Consider the following 16,236-nt stretch of genomic DNA (forward strand, 5'->3'; position numbering starts at 1 on the left):
CATCCCCAATATTCTTAGTTAGGCACTTTTGCTTTTTTATTTGAAAAAATTCTCTGGCCAGAGGTGTTCTGGTAAGTGCTGCCTGACTAACCTTGCTTGAGCTTGATAGCCTCTTGCATCGAGTTCTCTGAGAAATACTGGCCACGGTGGAATATTGCTTGTGTATGCATTGGATGAAGAAGTTGACATGCCTCCACCTTGAGAAGTCGACAAACCGCCATATTGAGACGTAGAAAGGCCGCCATATTGTGAGGTAGACAAGCCTCCATACTGTGACGTAGACAAACCTCCGTATTGCGAAGTTGAAAGACCGCCGTATTGTGAAGTGGACATGCCCCCGTACTGTGATGTTGACATTCCCCCATATTGGGACGTGGACATGCCCCCGTATTGGGAAGTAGACATGCCACCATATTGAGAGGTGGAAAGGCCGCCGCCCTGCGACGTACTTAGGTTTCGCGGCCACACTCTCATATTTTGAATTATTGGTCTGCCCATTAGCTTTCCTCCTTTTTAATTATAATGCCTAACGTCTTAGTATTTGTGCGCATGTGCGTATATTTGGCAAAACGCGCATGCACATTTAATAAATCTATTATTCAATCCTCACTATAGCAAAGCTATTGATTAATAAGCACTCTACCAGAGCGGTGCAGAATAAACGAGCACAAAAAGTTGGAAAGTGGGCATTGATATTGATGCCTTATCGAAAGTAATCAGTAACAGTCATTTATCGATTAGTAATAGTAGGTCAACAGGCTTGTTACTTATCTGTGTAACTTATTGCCTTTAACTCATAAAGGGGCAAAACAGTGTTACATGCTCCCATGGCATGCATGAAAAGGCTTCAATATAAAATGCCTCTGTTTCGCACTTTATTGTTCAGCTTTAATCTTTAAAATTAAGCACCCATTCCCCACTTTTTCCTTTCCTCTATCTATATCTCTTAGCTTCTTAAGATTCAAATAAACATAAAAATCAAGTTTTATAAACACAATGACTTGACTACAAAGTCAAGATAACTTAACTTTGTAGTCAAGTTATCTAATCGAGAAACAAAATGATCCTCACTAGAGTACAAACAACACCCAAGCAACGCATTGAGTTTCGTTTTTTAGTCGCAATTCGTTTTGCTTGCTTAATGGCGAAAGCGCAAGGCATACCTCAACCGATAGATTGTCCACGAGTACAAAGTAGAGCATCTAAATTGGCTAAGTACTTAGCGTATAACCACCCAAGCCAAGCATTCCAAAAACAATATATGCACCACGCTGGTGAGCTTGGGCAACAGTTTAGCCTTCGCTATACCGAACCCAAGCAAGGGATAACCGGAGTAATTAGTGTATGGAGTCATCAGACAAACCTACATCAGTTAACCGCGTAAGTAGATTGATGAAGCAGGTAAGGCACCAGCAACATTACGACCAACTTCTAGCCGAGCAAGATTTAACATGGGCACTTGAATGGTTCGAAAAGCAAATACAAAAACATCACCAAGCTATTAAGTGCTGGCCCCATGAACGTGACACTTTCACCCGCTTAATAGCGCTGAATGAGCAAGCCAAACAAAGAATGATGAACGAACACAAGGCAATAATCGAGCGTGTTGCAATGCGACAACTAGAGGGATAAGCAATGAACTATCTATTAGCAGGTCATGAACCTATCGAGCGAATGCAGCTGCTGATCCAAAAGTTCACCAAGATGAACTCTGTGCCGCAAAAGAATGCCCTCATTGAGCATTATGTCAACGCGCTACCAGTCGAACGCGCCGCAGCACGGTTTGGTATTGAAGTTTCAAACCTGGTCAGAGCCCAAGAACGGCTCGAAGAGGTCGCCAGCAATATCGAACAGGTCAAAGAACTTGATTGGGCGCGTTTTGGCTACACCAGTAACCCTAATCATTTAAGTGATAACAAAGTATCAAGTGCAAGCTAAGGAATAGCATTATGACAATGACAACGACAACAGCACCAAGTAGCTACGCCCAAAGGCTAGCCAAGCTAAAGCAGCAAACACAACACTATCTGAAAGAAGTCGGCGATCAGTGGCAAACACCACCTGCATTGTTTTGGGGTGTATTTGCTAAGTACGGCCCGTTTGTACTGGACCTATTCACCGATGGCAGTAACAACAAATGCCCTAATTTCTACACAGTAGAAGATAACGCCCTAACCCAAGATTGGACTGCCGAACTTAAAGGCGGCAAAGCCTACGCAAACCCGCCCTACTCCCGCGCCAGTATAGAAGATGGCAACGCAGTAACAGGCATGCGCAGTATCATTAAAAAAACGCTAATAGAGCGTGATAAAGGCGCCAAAATGGTTTACGTCATTAAATCGGCCACATCAGAAGTTTGGTGGCCTGAAGATGCCGATCACGTCTGCTTTATTCGTGGCCGCATTAGCTTTGACTTACCAGAATGGTTTAAACCGGCGGATAAAAAACAGGAAGCATCAAGCGCTGGCTTTGCCTGTGCCATAGCCGTATTCGATAAAGATTGGAAAGGCGAGCGCATGAGTTACATCAATCGCGATAATCTACTGCGTGATGGCCAAACCATGCTTGATATGGTCGAAGCTGCAGCACAAGTAAAAGCACCAGGTGATCATCGAAACGAAACTCAGCCTATCGCATCAGCATTTTCAATTACTTTCTGCGTGACTAGAGCTTGGAATGACTACCTTGATAGTGAAAACAGCTTGAGCAAGGAATTAATCACTGCAAACACTGCATTTGATGTAGAAAGTGAATTTGAAGCCTTTGCCAATCACTGCTTACTCAATGGGGATTCTGAACAAGAAGTTAAGCAAAGCCTCATCCAGAGGATTATCGAATTAGCGGCCAATATAAAGATAACTGTTGAGACCGCAGCATGAGCAAATATAGAACACAACATGGCACTGTCGTTCTGTCGGCCCCGTTTGCATCCATCGACCACGACAATAAGCAGATCGAGATTAAGTACACACCGAATAATTATAACGGTTGGGGAATTTGCCGAAGCTACGATGCTGATGACCTTCGCCACTTTATCCAACACGATGCAGAGGCATTTGCACAAGACGCCGAAACAAAACTTAGAACGCAAGGAGCTGCGGCATGAAGTTTAAATTCACTTGTGATATCTGCAACAAGCAAGTTAAACGAGGTGACAAATTCAGAATTGAATCAGATCAATATGACGATGACTCAACATTATATGGGGAGTTTGGAGCAATGGCGTGTAAAGCCTGTCACACAAAAGTTATCACTCACATTAATAGTATTAAAACAGACGCTGCAGCTGCAGCCTAAGGACAAAGCAATGGATTCAACTAAACATCAATCTGAAGATGCACCTATAAAAAACTATTTGATAGATGAAAAATTACTATCAGCCACACAAACCATGAAAATTCTTAGCGTTAGCAGGGCAAAATTTTACACAAAAGTGGTTAAGGACCCCGACTTTACCCAGATAGTTAGACCGCTGTGTTTAATCCAAAATGGCTTAAAGCAATATAGACAGACCGAAATAATTGCATTCATTGAGAGAAAACAAGAAGTGCATTAACGGGAAACAAGCTCGTTTAGATCCAATCTGTCAGTTTTATAGCCATTATGCGACTAAAACTGACAGTAGGTCTCGAAAGCGAGTTAGTTTTAGCAACTAGACCACTGGTCCCATCAACATCATTTTACTGTTGTCCAATCGAGTTTGATCTTTTTACTTGCCGTACAAAGACTGTTTTAGTCTCTTATTTGAGTATCAAAGGAGGCATTAAATAATGCTTATATGCATCAAATCAATGTAAAACATTTATTCACAACGGTGCATTAGCGATGTTATCTTTGGAGTAATGCCAGATCAGACTGGTACAAAATAGCGTTGATATTAAATAAACTGTTGTTTTCTGGGTGTAATGAAGTAGGAATCGATGAAACTTCTCAATGATAGACAAAAGAGCACTTACGAGTGGTATAAAAACCGCTTTAATGAATTGCATATCGAGGCAAAATCAAATGGTGGGAGGTTAGTACGTCATGATATATGGCGTTCTGAATACTACAGCAATCCATACTTGCTTCTTGAAGAAGATGAAACAATTCTAGAAAGATTTGCGGATGTGTTTACAAATAGCCTAGATATTGGTGCTGATGGGAAAATTGGTTTAACGCCGATGATTGACAATGACGCTAGGTTTGGTCGGCTTTTTACAGAGATAATTGAAGAAACCAATTGGAGAGGTATTTTAAGTAAAGGATCTATCGGATATGCATCGGAGCAACTTAAAGCATATTTTAACGACGGAGTACCATTAGGTGTCAGAATGTTTGAGAAGGTTAAGCCTGAACCCAAAAACTGTCTTTTCAAATTCTCTAAAAAACAATATGTTCATGAGATGTTCAAATATGGGCGGTTTAGAATCTCTCCAGCCTCCTATTATGCTAAAGGCAGTCACATCAAGGCAATAAAAGATCTGGAAACTGTAAGGAATTACAGGCTTAAAGCGATTCGAGAAATACTGAAAGGCGAAAGCCACTTTGAGTTTCAAGGTCAAAGAAACCCGATTCTGAACGGGGTGATACCCATTCAATTTGAAATGGGAAACTACTATCTGCTCTGCACTTGCAATGAAATTAGTAGAAGAATGCCAACAGACTTTGAATCTGATGCAGTACTAATGATTAAGGATAAAGCAGAATTCATTAAACGTCTTAAAGATGAGCTTTTGATTAGCTACCCAGACTGGGAATTTATTGAAGGCGACGTGTACTATTATGATCCTTACAACGATACGATTAAGGATCGGAATCAAGAGCTTTATAAACACTTTTCATATGCTTATCAAAAAGAGCATCGTTGTATAATTAGACCGAAAACAGGACAAGGGGCAGCTGGTTCTCTAGAACCTTTTCTAGTTGAGATTGGGCCTCTGGATGACATAGCAGAAATAATAACTGTATAAAAGTTACTCATTGATTGTCTCGATAGTAAGCCCGACTCAAAATACGCGTTGCATGCGCGGGACTTCGCGGTTGGGGCTATAGTACTTATAAGATTGCCATATTTTATCTAATACCAACTGTCGTTACAGAGCTAAAACTCTAACGCACTTTTGTCCCGGTACGCTTTAGAATAATCGCTCTAAGCCACTATTGCCCACCCCACCTTCATCTGCTGCACATAGAAAACTGATGCTTAGCACCATTTTCTGACTCAAAGCACACGCTTCCTTCATTTAAAAAGCAGATTTTCAGCATGTGTAGTTAATGCTGTCATTTGTACAGGGGTATTGTTTATTCGATAATTTTATTAGAGAACTGTGCGCGAACACACTTGTTAGTCACTTGGTTTTTAAGTAATATCAATAAGTTATACTATTAATAATTTAGATGGTAAGCTTATAAAATGCGCATTTATGTGGAAGGTGTATTGAAGTTAATTTCGACTTTAGCTTTTAGTACAAAAGATTAACTGTGCGCCCTTACTAGTCTGAAAGTTAAGTGGACATTCGGACTATACAAATCATAAATTTATATCACATGGAGCGGGATATGGTTGATTTCAAGAAAAGATTGAAAAAGAAAGAGATTGTAAAAAAAATAAATCCAACAGAAATATATGATTCATTGGATAGAAGAAGTGAAGCTGGCCCTCTTCGTGACTCTCAGGAAGATATATTAAATAACTGGTTTACTAATCGAGTAAATAATAAAAATTCAATTATTAAACTTCACACAGGAGAAGGGAAAACACTTATAGGATTACTGGTTTTACAGTCAAAAATTAATGCGGGAAAAGGCCCGGCTGTATTTGTTTGTCCGAATAAATACTTAGCAGAACAAGTAAAACAAGAAGCAAATAAATTCGGTATAGCATTCTGCGATTTTTCAAGTGCTCGAGAGCTGCCTGATGAATTTCTTCTAGGCAAGAAAATATTGATCACGTATGTTCAAAAAATGTTCAATGGAAAGAGTGTTTTTGGAATCGGGAACAGATCAATTCCAGTAAATTCTATCGTCCTCGATGATTCACATGCATGTATAGATTCAATTAAAAGTTCATTAACGATAAAGGTTAACAAAGAACACAGCCTATTCAAAAAAATTATTGAAATTTTTGAAGATGATATAAAAGGCCAGGGAGAAGGGAGCTTTTTAGAAATAAAGAGTGGTGATTACAACACAATGCTTCCTATTCCGTATTGGAGCTGGGAGGACAAGAAAGATACAGTAGCAGCTGCTATTATTGAACACAAAGATGATAGAGAAATAGCCTTTGTTTGGCCAGTTATAAAAGATCAAATATCGAACTGCCAGGCATTTATTTCTGGAAATAGCCTTGAGATTTCACCAAGTTTAATGCCCATAGATTCTTTTGGTAGCTTTAGTAGAGCTGAACATCGAGTACTCATGTCAGCAACGACACAAGATGATTCATTTTTCATTAAAGGGCTTGGTTTTGATATTGAATCAGTCGAAAACCCACTAAGTAATGAAGCTCTAAAGTGGTCAGGTGAGAAGATGATCTTAATTCCATCTCTTATAGACGAAAGCTTAGATCGTGACTCAGTGATAAGCTGGCTTTTGTCACCTAATGCTGAACGACAATTTGGTATTGTCTCGTTAATTCCAAGCTTTAGCCGAAAATCTCAGTATGAGAAAATTGGAGCACACGTAGCAGTTTCAAATGATTTATTCAACTGCGTTCAAAGTTTGAAAAGTGGTATTTTTGATACATCGATGGCATTCGCTAACCGCTACGATGGAATTGATTTACCTGATAACGCATGCCGAATATTAATCTTAGACTCCAAACCATATTTTGACTCATTATTAGACCGATATGAGGAAGATTGTCGGTCTACAAGCGACATAATTAACATAAGGGTTGCACAAAAAGTTGAACAAGGATTAGGTCGCAGTGTTAGAGGAGAGAAAGACTACAGCGTAATTCTACTTGTTGGTGGGGACCTAATTAAATTTGCTAAAAGTCCTATTACATCAAAGTATTTCTCAACTCAAACTAGAAAGCAGATTGAAATTGGAATGCAGGTTGCGGAGTTTGCAGTACAAGACTCAAATAAAACAAATGCATACGAAACTTTAGTCGAGCTAATTAATCAGGTTCTTTCTCGAGATGAAGGCTGGAAAGAGTATTACTCAGAAGAGATGGATCAATTAGAAGGTGGCGGTCACATTGGTAATATTTATCAGGCTTTAGATCTTGAATATAAGGCGGAAAAACAATTTTCTATTGGTGAATATGATAAAGCATGCAAACTTGCTCAAGATTTATGCGATCGATATTCTTCCGATTCACTTGAGAGAGGCTGGTATCTTCAACTCCTGGCGAGGTATAAATACCGAACAAGTAAAGTTGATTCAAATCAATTCCAAAAAGTTGCTTTCCAAAATAACCTTCAACTACTTAAACCTAGAGAAGGTATTAGTTACAAAAAGCTAGAGTACATGAACCAAAATCGTATTAGTAGAATTAAGACGTGGCTTAAACAGCATGATGGCTATGAGAACATGATGCTAGCAGTTGATGGAATGCTTCAAAACTTGTCCTTTGGAATGCCTTCTGAAAAATTTGAGGCTTCATTAAAAGAACTTGGAGAGACGATTGGCTTTTTGAGTCAACGACCAGATAAAGAGATCAAAAAAGGTCCAGATAACTTGTGGTGTGGTGTCGATGATTATTTCTTCCTTATCGAATGTAAGAATGAAGTAGGAGAAGAGCGGGCTGAAATATCAAAACATGAAGCTGGTCAAATGAACTCTCATTGTGGATGGTTTGAGAGTGAGTATAACGATAAGCCATGTAAACGTATTTTGATTATTCCCACAAAAAAATTATCTTACCATGGAGACTTTACTCATGATGTTGAAATTATGAGAAAAGGAAAACTAAACAATTTAAAGTACAATGTGAAAGGTTTTTTTAAAGAGTTCGCCAATATTAATATTCATGAGATTACAGATAACGAAGTACAAAGGTATATTAATGCTCACAAGCTTGATTTGAACAGTATAAAAGATAATTACTCAGAAAAGTATGTTAAAGCTATGAAATAGCAACATACTATAAATGATTAAGTCTACTGTCGCATATTTGCTAAAACGCGGCAGTAAACTTTACCATTGAGCACATATCCAATAGCCATATAATACCGAATAAAAAATCATGAATTAGAGCTTGTGTTCTAACTCACTTTTGTCCGAGAGTGAACTAGTACGACTCAAATACCCATTAGCACGATCAAATCATCTCATTGACCGCCCCTCTATTTAATTATTGGATGAATTTAAGGGGAACCCTGACACATGGGAGTCTTGGACCGTTTATGAGGCATTTCAACATATTTCTACTCGGCCGATTAGAAATGAACGCTTTACTCAAGCACCCTGCAGAATATGCTTTTTTAGCAAATCCCAATACAGTTGATAGGCTATTATCTGCTCGTCATACCAATCATGCTTATTGTAAATGGCCATGATCCCACCCAACTCGTGACCCAACATCTTTTCGGTTACATGGGGCATTATTTTATTCTCACTCAACCGAGTAGAAATTGTTCGCCTGAAATCATGCGGCACAAAGTGTGGGTAATCGAGCTGTTCATTTAGACGTTGCACGTATCGATTTAATGCATGGGTAGAAAGCGCTTTATCCTGGCTTAAACCCTCAATCAAGAAATGCCGGTCTTGGCCATAAATAAAATCTAACGACTCAATGATACTGATGCTTTGGTTACTTAACGGCCGCCGAATCATTTTGCCCGTCTTAGAGCGTTCTTTAGGTAAAATCCAGATGGCTTTATCAAGATCAAATTCGCAGCGTTCAGCGCCTCTAATTTCGGCGTTTCGAGCCCCCGTTAGAATAAGCAGCTTTACGCAGGCTTTAGTTTTAGGTGTTGCCCTACTCGCCTCAACTTGGCGCCATAACCCTGCGACCTCGTCCCACTCTAATACGCGCTCTCTGCGCGACTGGTGAGCGCCTATAGCCTTAATGGGTATATCTAAGCAAGCAGATGACTTAATCTCACCACGCGCTTTTGACCAACGTATAACCGTTTTTAAACGCTTAAGGATACTGCCAGCGTTTGCAGCTGTCGTTTCGAGCCTTACACCATCAAGTAACTTAATCCATTCAGTGTAACGGTATCGCTCAACATCGATGTTGAAATTTGGCACTATGTACTTGGAGATAAAGCTTTCATACAGAACAACTGTCGTTGGCGATAGCTGAGGGTAAGCGTATGCTTTCATAAAGTCGTTGCAGATATCACCAAGCAGCCGCGCAGCACCTCTATTAACGCCGTGGCAACGAGGGTCCAAGTTGTCAACTAACAGCTGCCTATACTCCAGCGCGGTTGCACGAGCCTCGGCAAGTTTGAGATCCGGGTAGCGACCAATTTTGATTCGCTGTTGCTTAGCTTGCCAACGAAAGCGATAATAAAAGGTAATGACAGCATTCTTGGTAATTCGTACACTCAAACCATCACGATCAGCAATCTCAATGGGGCCGTGGTAAGGTGCTTTTATATTCCTTAATTTACTATCAGATAATGCCATTTGACCAACCTTCGCGTGATGCACATTGTTAACATTCGTGATGCACTTTATGATGCACAATTTTATTTTAACACTGTATTTCAAGGTTGAACAGAAACGAACCTAATTCATTCTTAATTATTGATATTTAAAAGAAATAATCACATTTTCGATACATAAGTGAACTATGAAAAACGCTAAGAAACAACCTACTTTATTTTGGCACGATTACGAGACATTCGGCGCAAACCCAGCAAAAGACAGGCCGTCACAATTTGCTGGCGTCAGAACAGACATGGATCTCAACATTATTGAGGAACCAGTGACCTTTTATTGTAAGGTCGCAAACGATTACCTGCCTTCGCCAGAAGCTATTTTGATCACCGGGATCACCCCACAGTTGGCGAATAAAAAAGGGATGCCTGAAGCTGAGTTCATGGCCAAAATAAATCAACAATTCACACAGGAAAATACCTGTGTTGTTGGTTATAACTCAATTCGGTTTGACGATGAAGTCTCCCGCTATGGCTTCTACCGTAACTTCTTCGACCCCTATGCTAGAGAGTGGCAAAATGGTAATAGTCGCTGGGATATCATTGATTTAGTCCGTGCTTGCTATGCATTTAGACCCGACGGAATAAACTGGCCACAAAAAGAAGATGGCTCTCCTAGTTTTAAACTTGAACAGCTCACTGTTGCCAATGGCCTTAGTCATGAAAAAGCGCACGATGCCATGTCTGATGTTTATGCAACCATTGCAATGGCCAAGCTTATCAAATCAGTGCAGCCGAAACTGTTTGAATACTACTTCACCCTGCGCCGAAAACAGGAGGTCTCTAAGCTTATTGATGTGCTGGAGATGAAACCTTTAGTGCATGTGAGTTCGAAGATCAGCGCTCTCAATGGTTGTACAACATTAATTGCGCCGCTGGCCTTTCACTCCACCAATAAGAATGCGGTTATTTGTGTCAATTTAGCCATGGATGTCACGCCACTCATTGAGTTAACTGCCGAGCAAATTCGACAGCGCATGTATACGAGGCGTGATGATTTAGCCGCAGATGAGCTGCCTATCGGCCTTAAACAGATCCATATCAATAAAAGCCCATTTCTAGCTGGTGCTAAAACATTGACTGATGAGAATGCAGCTCGTCTTGATATCGATAAGGCATTCGCGAGAGAGCAATATAAGCGACTTAGACAGCACCCAGAGATAAGAGAAAAGCTGGTTGCCGTGTTTGATATCGAATCAGATCGCGTCATTACAGATCCTGATCTTCAGCTTTACAGCGGTGGCTTCTTTAGTCATGCGGACAAAGCCAAAATGGAGATGATCCGTAATACTAAGCCCATCAACTTGGCAGCACTTGAGCTTTCATTTGATGATGAACGCTTACCGGAGATGTTGTATCGATATAGGGCGCGTAATTATCCTGAAACACTTGATGATTCAGAGCTTGTTCGTTGGCGGGAATTCTGCCAACCAAGGCTTAATGACCCTGACTATATGATCAGGCTTGAGAACATCATTGAAGAAACTGAGCAAGATGAATCAAAGCAGAAATTATTACAGGCTTTATGTCATTATCTTAGAAGCCTTTAGGTTTTTCAGGCCATAAAATGCGATCCATGTCGCATTCTATATGTAACAAGCTTACTAGAATGATATTCCAATAGCGTTAATTGAAAGGAAGTAGCGAATGCAAGACCGATTTTTAAAAAGCATAGCTAATTTACCAGAGTCTCTAGCTAAGGCAATCGTACCGTTACTAGACAAAGACTTTGCAGGGCATATCGATGCTCAACAACTTGATGAATTAAAAACGGCGACCCAAATGGAGGAGCAGGATTTGCTGCTGGCGTTACTGCCAATATCTGCCGCGCTTGCAAGAGTACCTATCAGTAATTTTTATGTTGGCGCGATAGCAAAAGGCAAAAGTGGCGATATATATATGGGTGCCAATCTCGAGTTACCTGGCGAAGCACTGTTTCATTCCGTGCACGCAGAGCAGAGCGCGATTAGCCATGCTTGGCTAAGTGGTGAACGTCAAATTGAAGATGTCATCGTTAACTTCTCACCCTGTGGCCACTGTCGCCAATTCATGAATGAGCTGGTTGAAGGCCAGAAGGTGAACATCCACCTTCCTGAACAAGAAACTCAACCTCTGTCCCATTATCTACCCTACGCCTTTGGTCCGAGCGATCTGAATATCACAGAGCCCTTGCTAACCAAGCAGCATCAAGAGCTGAGTCTGGACAGCTCAGATCCTATGATCATTGAGGCAGTCGATCATGCAGGCCTTAGTTACGCTCCGTACACCAAAAACTATGCAGCCGTGGTATTAGAGACTAATGATGGCGCCACCTATTGTGGCCGCTACGCTGAAAATGCAGCGTTTAACCCGTCTATGTTACCGATGCAAATGGCGCTATCGACTATGGCACGTCACAATCGTGATTTCAGTGACATTAACCGTGCAGTACTCATAGAGTCCTCTAAAGGCATGGTTTCATTAGTGGGTGCAACAATGGATGCACTACACGCTGTCGCTGCTGTAGAACTTGAGCACATCGTGGTTGAACCTGAATAACTCATATTCTAGCGTGTTATTCTAAGCTTAAACTGAAAATGGACTGCCTAGGCAGTCCATTTTTATGTTATTTACATCAAATTAACACCTGTTTTTTTCAAGCTTCGCCAGTAAACTAGAGGTATCCCAACGGTTGCCGCCCATACCTTGAACCTCTGAATAGAATTGATCTACCAGCGCGGTTAATGGCAGATGTGAGCCATTACGACGAGCCTCTTCCAGTGCAATGCCTAAATCCTTGCGCATCCAATCAATCGCAAAGCCAAAGTCATATTCGCCCTGCCACATCGTTTGATAGCGATTCTCCATCTGCCACGATTGCGCCGCACCTTTACTAATCACTTCAACGACTTTTTCACCGTCTAATCCAGCACTGCGGGCAAAGTGCAGCCCTTCTGCGAGTCCTTGTACCACACCTGCAATACAGATTTGGTTAACCATCTTGGTCAATTGTCCTGCGCCTACGTCACCGAGAAGCTCGACGCAACGAGCATAGGAGTCAATAACGGCTTTTACTTTATCAAAGGTCACTACGGCGCCACCGGCCATCACCGTTAACATGCCATTTTCCGCACCAGCTTGGCCACCAGATACCGGCGCGTCGATAAAGCCAATTTCAACTTCACTTGCGGCAACTGCAATCTCCCTCGCCACATCAGCGGAGGCAGTTGTATGATCGACTAAAATAGCACCCGGCTTCATCCCCGCTAACACACCATTAGCTTCAAGGATGACTTGTCGTAAGTCATCATCATTGCCTACACAAACAAAGACGATATCTTGGCCTTCTGCCGCTGCTTTTGGCGTTGAACAATATTGCCCTGAAAACTCCTCACTCCATGCTCTAGCTTTAGACTCGGTACGATTATATACCGTCACATCATGGCCATTTTTAACCAAATGACCCGCCATGGGATAACCCATCACACCTAAACCGATAAATGCAACTTTAGCCATTATTGTTCCTATTATGTAGGGTAATTCTATGTTGTTTTAAGACATTCTACTGTGGTTGGCTTAAACAAAAAAGTCTCTAGTAGATAATAAAAAAGCCAGCAAATGCTAGCTTTCTACTATATATACCCTACTTGAAAGTGCTCGCTTCAGAGGCGATGGGTATAAGTCTGTTTAAGTTAGGCCTGTAGGGTTACATGCGCTTCCATCTCTGCACCAATCTTTTTACGCATCTCCATTAAGCGCACTGCAGATCCACGTAACTCGATATCAGCACTGGTACTCGGTACCCATTCAGGAACCTGGGTCGGTTGACCTTCATCATCAACAGCCACCATAACCAACACACAATGTGTTGTAAGATGTCTTTCAGGGCCTTTGGGATCACCCGCTTTAACATCAATACCTAAATGCATCGAGGTTCTACCGGTATAAATAACCTTCGCAGTTACTTCAACAATGTTACCAACGTGAATAGGTTTAATAAAACGAATTCCGCCAGCATAAGCCGTTATGCAATATTTACCACTCCAACCCGCAGCACAAGCGTAGCCCGCGAGATCGATCCACTTCATTACCGCGCCGCCGTGGACTTTACCACCAAAATTAACGTCTGCAGGTTCTGCTAAAAATCGTAACGTAAGCTGCCTTTCAGTTCCTGCCATATCGACCTCAAAATCAAAACTATCTAGTAGATTGAGTTTACGCGAAATAACTCGCTACAGCACCCAATTAACCAAACTGAATAACTAAAAAGGAGCCGAACAACATGATCGGTAAAGCGAATCGATACAGCCAAAGCTGTACTGTCGTATTAATAAACTTCGACAAACTGATCAGAGAGTAGATGCTGATACCAGCCAAGAATAGAACAAGAACTTCAACGCCGGCAATGACGCTACCCTGCTGGCTGACATCAATGGCAGTAACTAATAGAGCAAACCATATAATGGCAAATGCAGTAATAGCGACATTAAATGTTTTGATCCCAATGGTTAGCTTAGGATGCCACTGAATAGCTTCACCACGAATAAGTTCATTTAGATTAGCAGTAAGCAAGCCTAGGATAGGCATTATGGGTACGACAGAAAGGTTTAACAATTTAGTTTATCCTAAAGATCATTGCATGAATGAGACATTCAATCATGCACTCAGTTTTCGCTGAGTATCTGCTCATTTGGGAAGTTGTTAAAGCAATAAAATCAATATGAAGTAATATTAATTTTCCAAATATATAGAGTTAACCTTTCAATTAATTTACCCGCTTTAGATATAAAAAAAGCGCCAATAGGCGCTTTTAAATTCAACAATTATTCATCTGGAGTGAGTACTAAATTTTCTTAAACAGCAATGAGCCGTTAGTACCACCAAAACCAAATGAGTTGCATAAGCCATAGTCGAACTTACAATCGCGCGCAGTATGAGGAACAAAGTCCAAATCACAACCTTCATCTGGATTATCTAAGTTCAGTGTTGGCGGAATAACCTGATCTCTAAGCGCCAGTAAAGTAACGATAGCTTCAACCGAACCTGCAGCACCTAATAGATGGCCTGTCATCGATTTAGTCGAACTAACGGCTAAGTCATATGCATGAGCACCAAAAGTTGATTTTACCGCTGCAGCTTCCGCTCTATCGCCCGTAGGAGTTGATGTGCCATGTGCATTGATGTAGCCGATAGCTTCGCGACCTACTTTAGCATCGTTAATTGCATTGGCCATGGCCGCTGCAGCACCTGCACCGTCACTTGGTGGTGATGTCATATGAAATGCGTCTCCGCTCATACCGAAGCCCACGAGCTCACCATATATTGTGGCACCACGTGCTTTTGCATGTTCATACTCTTCCATGACCATAACACCAGCGCCATCACCAATAACAAAACCATCACGGTCTTTATCCCAAGGGCGACTCGCCGCTAGAGGGTCGTCATTACGGGTCGAAAGTGCTTTTGCAGAGCCAAAGCCAGCAACTGCTAACGGGCAGGTCGCATCTTCTGCACCACCGGCAACCATAACATCAGCATCGCCATAAGCGATTGTACGCGCTGCAAAACCAATATTATGTACACCGGTTGTACAAGCCGTAGTCACGGCGAAGTTGGGGCCTGTCATGCCGTATTTAATCGACAGGTGACCTGAAATCATATTGATGATGGTGCTTGGCACAAAAAATGGCGATACTTTGCGCGGTCCACCCTTCATTAATGCGGCATGGTTTTTCTCAATCAAAGGCAATCCGCCCATGCCCGCGCCAATGGCTGTTCCGACACGTGTAGGATCAAGCTTATCCATCTCAAGGCCAGAATCGTCTACAGCTTGTATGCCTGCAGCCATACCGTATTGGATAAATAAGTCCATCTTACGGGCATCTTTACGTGACATGTACTGTTCAACGTCAAAGTCTTTAACAGAACCGCTAAAACGAGTCGTGAACTCGCTAGCATCAAATTTGGTTATTGGTGCGATACCACTTTTACCAGCAACGAGTGCTTTCCAAGTAGAATCCACAGTATTGCCTACAGGGCTAACTAGGCCTAAGCCAGTTACGACGACACGACGTTTAGACACGCGATCACCTTTATCTAATTAAAAATGAATTGTTATGATAGTACTTATCGAATTGAACTACCAATACCTTAATGAGCCAGGTCTGATTGGTGTATTGAAGCGGAAGCGAGGAGAATATTGCTTAAAGACTTACATCAATCAGTGGCCTTAACAAACAAAAACAGGCGACATAAATGCCGCCTGTTTTCAGAAATTCTAGATTACTGATTCTTAGAAACGTAATCGATCGCTGCTTGAACAGTAGTGATCTTTTCTGCTTCTTCATCAGGGATCTCGGTATCAAACTCTTCTTCTAGAGCCATAACCAATTCAACAGTGTCTAGAGAATCGGCACCTAAATCGTCAACGAAAGATGCTGCTGATTTAACGTCTTCTTCTTTAACACCTAGTTGCTCGATGATGATTTTCTTTACACGTTCTTCGATGTTGCTCATTGTTTTCTTTCCTAATTCAAATTACACACTTGCGTAAGATTGCCAGTAGTTTATTGAATTTGACGGACATTGCAAGCTTAACTTTTGTGGTCTAACCACAAAATGGACTCACAGTTGATGCAGATCACCCCTGTAAAGAGGT

Annotated in this window: 18 protein-coding genes; 11 read left to right on the forward strand and 7 right to left on the reverse strand. The window is 41.4% G+C overall.

The window, feature by feature from the left end; genetic code table 11:
* Positions 1-36: 36 nt before the first annotated feature.
* Entirely contained in the window at positions 37-333 is a 297-nt protein-coding gene (locus tag JK628_RS13225; protein WP_202285105.1) for a hypothetical protein, read from the reverse strand.
* Positions 334-1,060: 727 nt separating this feature from the next.
* Here JK628_RS13225 and JK628_RS13230 point away from each other — a divergent pair.
* The 9 genes from JK628_RS13230 to JK628_RS13270 all read left to right on the forward strand — a co-directional run bounded on the left by JK628_RS13230 (position 1,061) and on the right by JK628_RS13270 (position 8,067).
* Positions 1,061-1,384, forward strand: coding sequence for a hypothetical protein (locus JK628_RS13230; RefSeq protein WP_202285106.1), 324 nt, complete (start codon positions 1,061-1,063; stop codon positions 1,382-1,384).
* Positions 1,385-1,392: 8 nt separating this feature from the next.
* Positions 1,393-1,632 (forward strand): hypothetical protein, encoded by a 240-nt coding sequence (locus tag JK628_RS13235; protein WP_202285107.1) that lies wholly within the window; start codon positions 1,393-1,395, stop codon positions 1,630-1,632.
* A gap of 3 nt (positions 1,633-1,635) precedes the next feature.
* Positions 1,636-1,938, forward strand: a complete 303-nt coding sequence (locus JK628_RS13240; RefSeq protein WP_202285108.1) for a hypothetical protein — start codon at positions 1,636-1,638, stop codon at positions 1,936-1,938.
* Positions 1,939-1,949: 11 nt separating this feature from the next.
* Positions 1,950-2,879 carry a phage N-6-adenine-methyltransferase gene (locus JK628_RS13245; protein ID WP_237524017.1) on the forward strand — a complete coding sequence of 310 codons (930 nt, stop codon included), beginning with the start codon at positions 1,950-1,952 and terminating at the stop codon, positions 2,877-2,879.
* The gene (locus JK628_RS13250) at positions 2,876-3,106 is read left to right on the forward strand and encodes a hypothetical protein (protein WP_202285109.1); all 231 of its coding nucleotides are present in this window, start codon (positions 2,876-2,878) and stop codon (positions 3,104-3,106) included. Before JK628_RS13245 ends, JK628_RS13250 begins: the two co-directional genes overlap by 4 nt.
* Entirely contained in the window at positions 3,103-3,297 is a 195-nt protein-coding gene (locus tag JK628_RS13255) for a hypothetical protein (RefSeq protein WP_202285110.1), read from the forward strand. Before JK628_RS13250 ends, JK628_RS13255 begins: the two co-directional genes overlap by 4 nt.
* Before the next feature lie 10 nt (positions 3,298-3,307).
* Positions 3,308-3,556, forward strand: a complete 249-nt coding sequence (locus JK628_RS13260; RefSeq protein ID WP_202285111.1) for a hypothetical protein — start codon at positions 3,308-3,310, stop codon at positions 3,554-3,556.
* Positions 3,557-3,920: 364 nt separating this feature from the next.
* The gene (locus JK628_RS13265) at positions 3,921-4,952 is read left to right on the forward strand and encodes a hypothetical protein (protein ID WP_202285112.1); all 1,032 of its coding nucleotides are present in this window, start codon (positions 3,921-3,923) and stop codon (positions 4,950-4,952) included.
* A gap of 589 nt (positions 4,953-5,541) precedes the next feature.
* Complete coding sequence (locus JK628_RS13270) at positions 5,542-8,067, forward strand: DEAD/DEAH box helicase family protein (protein ID WP_202285113.1); 2,526 nt, start codon at positions 5,542-5,544, stop codon at positions 8,065-8,067.
* Positions 8,068-8,388: 321 nt separating this feature from the next.
* Here the strand turns inward: JK628_RS13270 and JK628_RS13275 are convergent, their stop codons facing one another.
* A complete protein-coding gene (locus tag JK628_RS13275) occupies positions 8,389-9,567 on the reverse strand; it encodes a tyrosine-type recombinase/integrase (RefSeq protein ID WP_202285114.1) in 1,179 nt (392 codons plus the stop codon).
* 166 nt (positions 9,568-9,733) lie between these two features.
* Here JK628_RS13275 and sbcB point away from each other — a divergent pair, with 166 nt between their 5' ends.
* Positions 9,734-11,149: an exodeoxyribonuclease I gene (sbcB, locus tag JK628_RS13280; RefSeq protein ID WP_202285115.1), complete on the forward strand. Its 1,416-nt coding sequence runs from the start codon at positions 9,734-9,736 to the stop codon at positions 11,147-11,149.
* A 97-nt stretch (positions 11,150-11,246) separates the two neighbouring features.
* Complete coding sequence (gene cdd, locus JK628_RS13285) at positions 11,247-12,137, forward strand: cytidine deaminase (protein WP_202285116.1); 891 nt, start codon at positions 11,247-11,249, stop codon at positions 12,135-12,137.
* 81 nt (positions 12,138-12,218) lie between these two features.
* Here the strand turns inward: cdd and JK628_RS13290 are convergent, their stop codons facing one another.
* The 5 genes from JK628_RS13290 to acpP form a co-directional block, all read right to left on the reverse strand.
* Positions 12,219-13,094, reverse strand: a complete 876-nt coding sequence (locus JK628_RS13290) for an NAD(P)-dependent oxidoreductase (RefSeq protein ID WP_202285117.1) — start codon at positions 13,092-13,094, stop codon at positions 12,219-12,221.
* Positions 13,095-13,270: 176 nt separating this feature from the next.
* Positions 13,271-13,756: an acyl-CoA thioesterase gene (locus JK628_RS13295; protein ID WP_202285118.1), complete on the reverse strand. Its 486-nt coding sequence runs from the start codon at positions 13,754-13,756 to the stop codon at positions 13,271-13,273.
* Between the two features lie 67 nt (positions 13,757-13,823).
* Positions 13,824-14,192 carry a hypothetical protein gene (locus JK628_RS13300; RefSeq protein ID WP_202285119.1) on the reverse strand — a complete coding sequence of 123 codons (369 nt, stop codon included), beginning with the start codon at positions 14,190-14,192 and terminating at the stop codon, positions 13,824-13,826.
* 229 nt (positions 14,193-14,421) lie between these two features.
* The gene (gene fabF, locus JK628_RS13305) at positions 14,422-15,660 is read right to left on the reverse strand and encodes a beta-ketoacyl-ACP synthase II (protein WP_202285120.1); all 1,239 of its coding nucleotides are present in this window, start codon (positions 15,658-15,660) and stop codon (positions 14,422-14,424) included.
* A gap of 200 nt (positions 15,661-15,860) precedes the next feature.
* On the reverse strand, positions 15,861-16,094 hold the full coding sequence (acpP, locus tag JK628_RS13310) for an acyl carrier protein (RefSeq protein WP_011496723.1): 234 nt from the start codon (positions 16,092-16,094) through the stop codon (positions 15,861-15,863).
* Positions 16,095-16,236: the final 142 nt, after the last annotated feature.

It is taken from the genome of Shewanella sp. KX20019 (assembly GCF_016757755.1).
Taxonomy (GTDB): Bacteria; Pseudomonadota; Gammaproteobacteria; order Enterobacterales; family Shewanellaceae; genus Shewanella.

Excerpts from the sequence above, each read along its gene's own strand:
- JK628_RS13235 (WP_202285107.1), top strand. The coding sequence starts at position 1,393 with ATGAAGCAGGTAAGGCACCAGCAACATTACGACCAACTTCTAGCCGAG.
- JK628_RS13295 (WP_202285118.1), bottom strand. The coding sequence starts at position 13,756 with ATGGCAGGAACTGAAAGGCAGCTTACGTTACGATTTTTAGCAGAACCT.
- JK628_RS13265 (WP_202285112.1), top strand. The coding sequence starts at position 3,921 with ATGAAACTTCTCAATGATAGACAAAAGAGCACTTACGAGTGGTATAAA.
- cdd (WP_202285116.1), top strand. The coding sequence starts at position 11,247 with ATGCAAGACCGATTTTTAAAAAGCATAGCTAATTTACCAGAGTCTCTA.
- JK628_RS13245 (WP_237524017.1), top strand. The coding sequence starts at position 1,950 with ATGACAATGACAACGACAACAGCACCAAGTAGCTACGCCCAAAGGCTA.
- JK628_RS13275 (WP_202285114.1), bottom strand. The coding sequence starts at position 9,567 with ATGGCATTATCTGATAGTAAATTAAGGAATATAAAAGCACCTTACCAC.
- JK628_RS13255 (WP_202285110.1), top strand. The coding sequence starts at position 3,103 with ATGAAGTTTAAATTCACTTGTGATATCTGCAACAAGCAAGTTAAACGA.
- JK628_RS13230 (WP_202285106.1), top strand. The coding sequence starts at position 1,061 with ATGATCCTCACTAGAGTACAAACAACACCCAAGCAACGCATTGAGTTT.
- JK628_RS13250 (WP_202285109.1), top strand. The coding sequence starts at position 2,876 with ATGAGCAAATATAGAACACAACATGGCACTGTCGTTCTGTCGGCCCCG.
- JK628_RS13290 (WP_202285117.1), bottom strand. The coding sequence starts at position 13,094 with ATGGCTAAAGTTGCATTTATCGGTTTAGGTGTGATGGGTTATCCCATG.
- JK628_RS13270 (WP_202285113.1), top strand. The coding sequence starts at position 5,542 with ATGGTTGATTTCAAGAAAAGATTGAAAAAGAAAGAGATTGTAAAAAAA.
- acpP (WP_011496723.1), bottom strand. The coding sequence starts at position 16,094 with ATGAGCAACATCGAAGAACGTGTAAAGAAAATCATCATCGAGCAACTA.
- JK628_RS13260 (WP_202285111.1), top strand. The coding sequence starts at position 3,308 with ATGGATTCAACTAAACATCAATCTGAAGATGCACCTATAAAAAACTAT.
- sbcB (WP_202285115.1), top strand. The coding sequence starts at position 9,734 with ATGAAAAACGCTAAGAAACAACCTACTTTATTTTGGCACGATTACGAG.
- JK628_RS13240 (WP_202285108.1), top strand. The coding sequence starts at position 1,636 with ATGAACTATCTATTAGCAGGTCATGAACCTATCGAGCGAATGCAGCTG.
- JK628_RS13225 (WP_202285105.1), bottom strand. The coding sequence starts at position 333 with ATGTCCACTTCACAATACGGCGGTCTTTCAACTTCGCAATACGGAGGT.